2 protein-coding genes and 2 pseudogenes are annotated in these 5,771 nt (G+C 59.7%); 3 read left to right on the top strand and 1 reads right to left on the bottom strand.

Annotation, left to right across the window (positions count from 1 at the left end; translation table 11 throughout):
- The 3 genes and pseudogenes from ACIREA_RS25055 to ACIREA_RS25045 all read left to right on the top strand — a co-directional run.
- Positions 1 to 2,094 (top strand): annotated as a pseudogene (locus ACIREA_RS25055) (hypothetical protein); the annotation flags it as partial.
- A 104-nt stretch (positions 2,095 to 2,198) separates the two neighbouring features.
- Positions 2,199 to 4,700, top strand: coding sequence for a PQQ-dependent sugar dehydrogenase (locus tag ACIREA_RS25050; protein WP_397385062.1), 2,502 nt, complete (start codon positions 2,199 to 2,201; stop codon positions 4,698 to 4,700).
- Between the two features lie 68 nt (positions 4,701 to 4,768).
- Complete coding sequence (locus ACIREA_RS25045; RefSeq protein WP_397385061.1) at positions 4,769 to 5,563, top strand: DNRLRE domain-containing protein; 795 nt, start codon at positions 4,769 to 4,771, stop codon at positions 5,561 to 5,563.
- Here ACIREA_RS25045 and ACIREA_RS25040 read toward each other — a convergent pair.
- A pseudogene (locus tag ACIREA_RS25040) lies at positions 5,553 to 5,771 on the bottom strand (hypothetical protein); the annotation flags it as partial. The gene ACIREA_RS25045 and the pseudogene ACIREA_RS25040 sit on opposite strands and share 11 nt — an antisense overlap.

Below are 5,771 nucleotides of genomic sequence, written 5' to 3'. Positions count from 1 at the left end.
TTTGATTTCGACACCGCCGCGCCTGTGCCGGCGGAGAGTGCTCCGCTGCCGCTCGTCCAGACGAAGGCGGGCTACACGGTCACGTTCAGCTCACCGGCGGCAGATGCCTTCAAGATCACCACGGAGGGCGCAAGCGGGCGTGTGCTGTCATTGTTTAGCGGAAACTATCTGGAACCGCTTACGGACAATGCAACGCTCGTGCTTCAGTTTGACGTTCCCGTCACAGGGGTGAGCATTGATTTTGCCACGGTGGAAGCGTTGAACGTGGCGGTGCCTTCGAATGTGCAGATCACGGCTTACGACACCAGCAGTGGCGCACCGGTGAGCGTGGGCACGGGCATCGCGCACGGCGCTGTGGCCGAAGGTGACACGCTACCGGTCGGCACGATCAACTTCAACTCAACCGGCGGTGCCTTTGACCAAATTGTGCTGCAACTGCCGGACGCGCCGGTCGGAGCGGTTCGGTTCCTGGTGGACAACATCCAGGTGAGTCCCGCCTCGAGTACTGGAGGCACATTGGCACTGACCAATCCTAACTGGAACATCACGCTTACAGATTTCGGCTACTCGGATTTCCTGCTCGACAACACGCCCGGTTTTGTCGGACGTGAGTATCTCTCTGGCGAGTGGGGCAGCGCCGTGGCTTACCAACGCAACGGGCAGACGCAGACACCCACGTGGCTGGATCCCAATTTTCTCTATCCCGACTGGCAGACGAACTCGAACTTCCATGTCGTCACGGGCATTCATCTGGCGGGCAGCAATCTGGATGGTCTGCCCATTGCGGAATCAGTCATCGCCAACAACGATCTCGAAATCACACTGCGTTTTGAGATGGTGGACACCGTCGTGGGCACGCCCATGGGAGTCACGCCAGCCAGCGCGGCCAATGCGGGCGCAGCGATCAACAGCAATCGATATGTGATGAATCAGACATTCATCGTGAAGAACATCAGTGGTGTCAGCATCACCAATCTGCAGTTGTTCCAACTCCTGCATGGTTTCATCTCGCAGCATGGTCAGTATGACAACCGCAGCTATGCCGGGAAGCTTTCGGAGTATCAATACGACGCCACCATGTCGGGGGTGGACACCAGCGCGGCTGGAACTGACAGCTCCAGCATCGGGCTTGAGGATCTCATCGGGTTCCATGCCAAAGTGGCACCCACGGCATTCGAGATCGGCAGCTATGGAACCGAGGGCAATGGGATTGACGATCATGTCACCGGCAAGCCTTCGGACGGTGTTCATCTGTCGATTGAGAACAACTGGCAGAGCGCCCCGCATGCCGCGCGAATGGGACGTGACTCTTTCGCTCCAGCCAACCGCTGGATTGCTGGCGGCCAGCGCTGGGACCTGGGCACATTGGCTCCGGGGCAAAGTGCGAGCCTGGACATCGTGTTAAGCCTGCTTACCGGCACGAAGGTGGTCATTACCGGCGGCGGTTCCGGCGGCAAAGGCGGTGGAGGCAGCTGCAACGGCGGATCCTCGCATGTTGGAGGGGTCGATTTCGAATTCGACGACATCAGTCAGGAGGGCACCTTCTTCGGTGAACATTCCGAGGCTGATGACACTGAAATGGCGGAACGAGAAGCGGAGGGTGAGTTTGTGCTGCCAACGGTTCAGACTCCGAACGCCACACGCAGACAGTTGTGGAAGCTGAATTACAACGGCGTGCACACGGGCAACATCAAACTTAAATTTGCCTACGATCCGAGCCTGCTGCCGGCAGGCTACGATGAAAACCAACTCGTCATCTACCACTTCCGCAACGGCAGCTGGGAAAAGCTGAAATGCAAAATGGACGCTACGAAGAATGTCATCGAGGCCATCACTCCCAGTCTCTCTCCTTTTGTGCTCGGAGTGAATGACGTGGTCGTGAAGCCACAGGTGGAGATTTCCCTTTCCACTCCAGGTTCACTTAACGTGACCTGGCCCGATTCGTTCACCGGCTGGACCCTGCAAGAGGCGGTGGATCTAAATCCATCGAGTTGGATCAATTCAACTCGTCCAATTACATCGTCGGGCGGCTACAACAGCGCGTTGGTTCCCATCAACTCTGGCTCAAAGTTCTTCAGACTGGTGCGGCCTTAGAGCTTGTTGCCTGCTGATGAGCGCCTGACGGGCAAGGCTGTCAGGGGCCGCTCTGGCGATAATGGCTTGCAGCGGCACCCGGATATTGGGAGAATGCATTTGGAATGAATTCACGAAATACCGCCCGAATTTTGATCCTGTGGCTGAGCTGCATGCTGGCCACGGCAGGACGGGCGGATTTCCCACCGCTGGCGCTCAAAGCAGTGAGCCTGCAGCAGATCGTGTCACCCACGGACATCGCGAATGCGGGGGATGGCTCTGGTCGATTGTTTGTCTCTGATCAAGCAGGGATCGTTTACATCATTCGCGATGGCATGGTACTGCCGCAGCCCTTTCTGGATGTGCGGGCCAAACTGGTGCCCAAGGCCCCTACCACCTACCCTTTCCCGCTGAGCTCGAGCTACGAGGAGCGCGGGTTGCTGGGCATCGCATTTCATCCGAACTTCAGCCAGCGTGACGGGCTGGGGCAGCCGCTCCCGGGCTTTGGCAAGTTCTACCTCTTTTACAGCGCTCCATCCCCGAACGCGACGGGCGGCAGCAGCCCGGTGAACTGCCGGAGCACGATCTCCGAATTTTCCATTTCCGCGACGGATCCAAACGCAGCTGACGTCAGTTCAGAGCGCGTGGTGCTGGCCTATGACAAGCCGCAGTCAAATCACAATGGCGGCCAGTTGCGCTTTGGGCCAGATGGACTGCTCTACATCAGCGTGGGTGATGGCGGCGGCCAGCATGACAATCAAAACGGACACACGGGCGGCAGCGGCACGAGTTCACCGGGTCCATCCGGGGTGCTGGGCAATGCGCAGGACAAGACGGTGCTGCTGGGAAAAATTCTGCGCATCGATCCGCTGGGAAACAACGGGCCCGGCGGCCAGTATGGCATTCCTCCGGCCAACCCCTTTGTGGGAACTGGCGGCGGCGTGCGCGAGGAAATCTTTGCCTTTGGTGTGCGTAATCCCTGGCGCTTTTCATTTGATGATGGCCCGGGAGGAAGTGGCAGAATTTTTGAGGCTGACGTGGGGCAGGACAAAGTGGAGGAGGTGAACATCATCACCGCTGGCGGAAACTACGGCTGGCGGGTTATGGAAGGCACGCTCACTCACGATGGCACCGCGCCAAACAGCGGGCTGCCGCTGATCTCGCCCATCGCCCAGTATGCACATGTCGGTGTGACTGTTGGCGCACCGGCGCTGCCACAGATCGGTGCCTCAATCATTGGCGGTTTCGTCTATCGCGGCACGGCGATTCCTGCGTTGCAGGGAAAGTATGTGTTTGGCGACTACAGCCAGTCGATCGCCACGGCCAATGGTACGCTGCTAGGTATTGAGGAGACGTCCCCGGGCTCTGGCGTCTGGAACTTCAGCAGCCTCGTGATCGCCGGTGGCAACCCGCTCACGACACGTGTTTATGCCTTCGGACGTGATGAGGCGGGAGAGCTTTATGTGGCGACCAAAATCACACGCGGCCCCTTTGAACTCGACTCCAACGGCAAACCGACCGGAGGCATATACAAGCTCGTTCAGGCGCAGGTTTCCACCGCCACACTGACACCGGCGCATGACAACTCGATCTACTCGGACTTTTCGAACAACAGCAACGCGCTGGGTGACCTCTACTCCGGGAACAATGCCAATGGGGCGCCACGCCGTGCGTTGCTGTCCTTTGATGTCAGCACAGGTCTCCCTGGCGGAGCGCAGGTGACTTCGGCATTTATGATGCTGAATTTGAAAAATGCCGCAAGCAACCCGGGCCACCCGAACGCGACAATGTCGCTCTACCGATTGAACACAAGTTGGGGTGAGGGCACATCTCTCGCTGGGGGTGGAGGCGGGTCTGGCACGGCGGCGACCACGGGTGACGCGACCTGGAGCGCACGCTTTTATGACGCCACCACTCCCACGAACTGGACCGCCGCCGGGGGCGTTTTCAATGGAGCGGCATCTGCCACCACGACGGTGGGCACCACCTTGGGTTCTTATTCCTGGAGTTCGCAGCAGATGGCGGCGGACGTGCAGGGCTGGTTCGCCACACCCGCGAACAACTTCGGCTGGATTCTGGTGGGAGACGAAAGCACCAGCTCGACGGCCCGGGTCTTCAACAGTCGCGAAGGAAGTGCGTCCGTGCAGCCGAAGCTGGTCATCAGCTACAATCCGGTGGCACCCGCTCTGAACCGGCGTGAGACGTGGCTGCGACAGTATTATCCAACCCCCGGAACCTACGTGGATGACAGCGCGGACCTGGATGGCGATGGCATCACGAACCTATTTGAGTACGCCTTCGCGTTTTCCCCGCTCAGCGCCAACAGCTCCGGGGCAGGCATGCAGGCGGCCGTGGCTGCCGCTGGCAATACCACGACGTTCACGATCAATTTCCGTCGCGATCCACGTGCGACCGACCTCACCTACCAGATGCAGACCAGCGATGATCTGGTGCTATGGAGCACGATCACGCAGAGTGCCGCAGGCGCCCCCCCCTCGGGCACCGGGTTTGTGTCTGAATCTGACGCGCCGGGCGAGGCCCCGGTGAAGAACGTGGCCGTCTCGGAAACCTTGAGCGGAAACACGCGGCGCTTCGCCCGGCTCCGGCTCATCCACGTCACTCAATGACGTGGATTCCACATTGAACGGGACTTCGACTGCATTACTTTGTCCGCGTGCCAAACGTCGCGCTGTTCATGAATTCCATCCTGCCACCGCTCGTTCGGCTGTGCCTGGTCATGGGGCTGCTTGGCATGCCGGCCATGGGTGCCACCTTCGTGGCCACTGCAGTGGAGGACACCTCCATTTACCAAAACCATCCGGAATACAATCTGGGCGGTACAACACTCGTCTCCGGCACCAACCAGCAGTTTTCCAACTCGCGCGCCTTGTTCAGTTTCGACCTCAGCGCCATTCCGGCGGACGCCATCGTGACGTCCGTGCAGGTGTCGCTTTTCGTCACTCGTCGGCCTGATCCAGACCAGCACGGCGGGCCGGTGAACTCTGACTTCAGCCTCTATCGTGCTCTGCAAAACTGGACCGAAGGCACGGGGGGTGGGGTGACTGGCTCTCCATCCGCCACCGGGGACACCACTTGGAACGATCTCCACTTCAACACGACGGGCGATAGCTGGACGATACCAGGGGGGCAGATCGGCACGGACTTTGCCAGCACTCCCAGTGCCACGACCTCCGTGGGCGACGTGGGACTTTATCTGTGGGGATCATCATCCGAACTGGTCGACGATGTGCAGTCGTGGCTGAGTTCTCCGTCCACCAATTATGGTTTCGCTCTGATCAGCGAGAGCGAAAACGTGGCAGGCACGGCGCGTCGCTTTGCGTCCCGCGAACAGCCGGGCGGGGATAAACCTGCGCCCACGCTCACGGTGACGTATCAATCGGCCCCCGAACCCGGCAGAATGCTCCTGCTGCTCATCGGTGTGGGTGCTGCAACCTTGCGCCGCCGCACTTCAAGACGTCTCAACGAGTGAAGACATCGTCACTCGTCCACATTCTCTTGTCGGCACCGGCGGAGCGGATCTCCATGCTGTTGCGGGAGAGTTGATGGAAGAAGTAGGCCGTGCCCCAGCGGTCCACCAGTTCGCCGCTGCTGTTGCGGGGCAGATCATCGGGCAGGATTTTTGCCTGCCTGGGGTTGTCGCCCGAGAGAGCCTCAACGATCTCGGCATTGGAGCCGAT

The organism is Prosthecobacter sp., from assembly GCF_044373815.1.
GTDB lineage: Bacteria > Verrucomicrobiota > Verrucomicrobiia > Verrucomicrobiales > Verrucomicrobiaceae > Prosthecobacter.
This window is presented reverse-complemented; position numbering and strand designations above follow the sequence as displayed.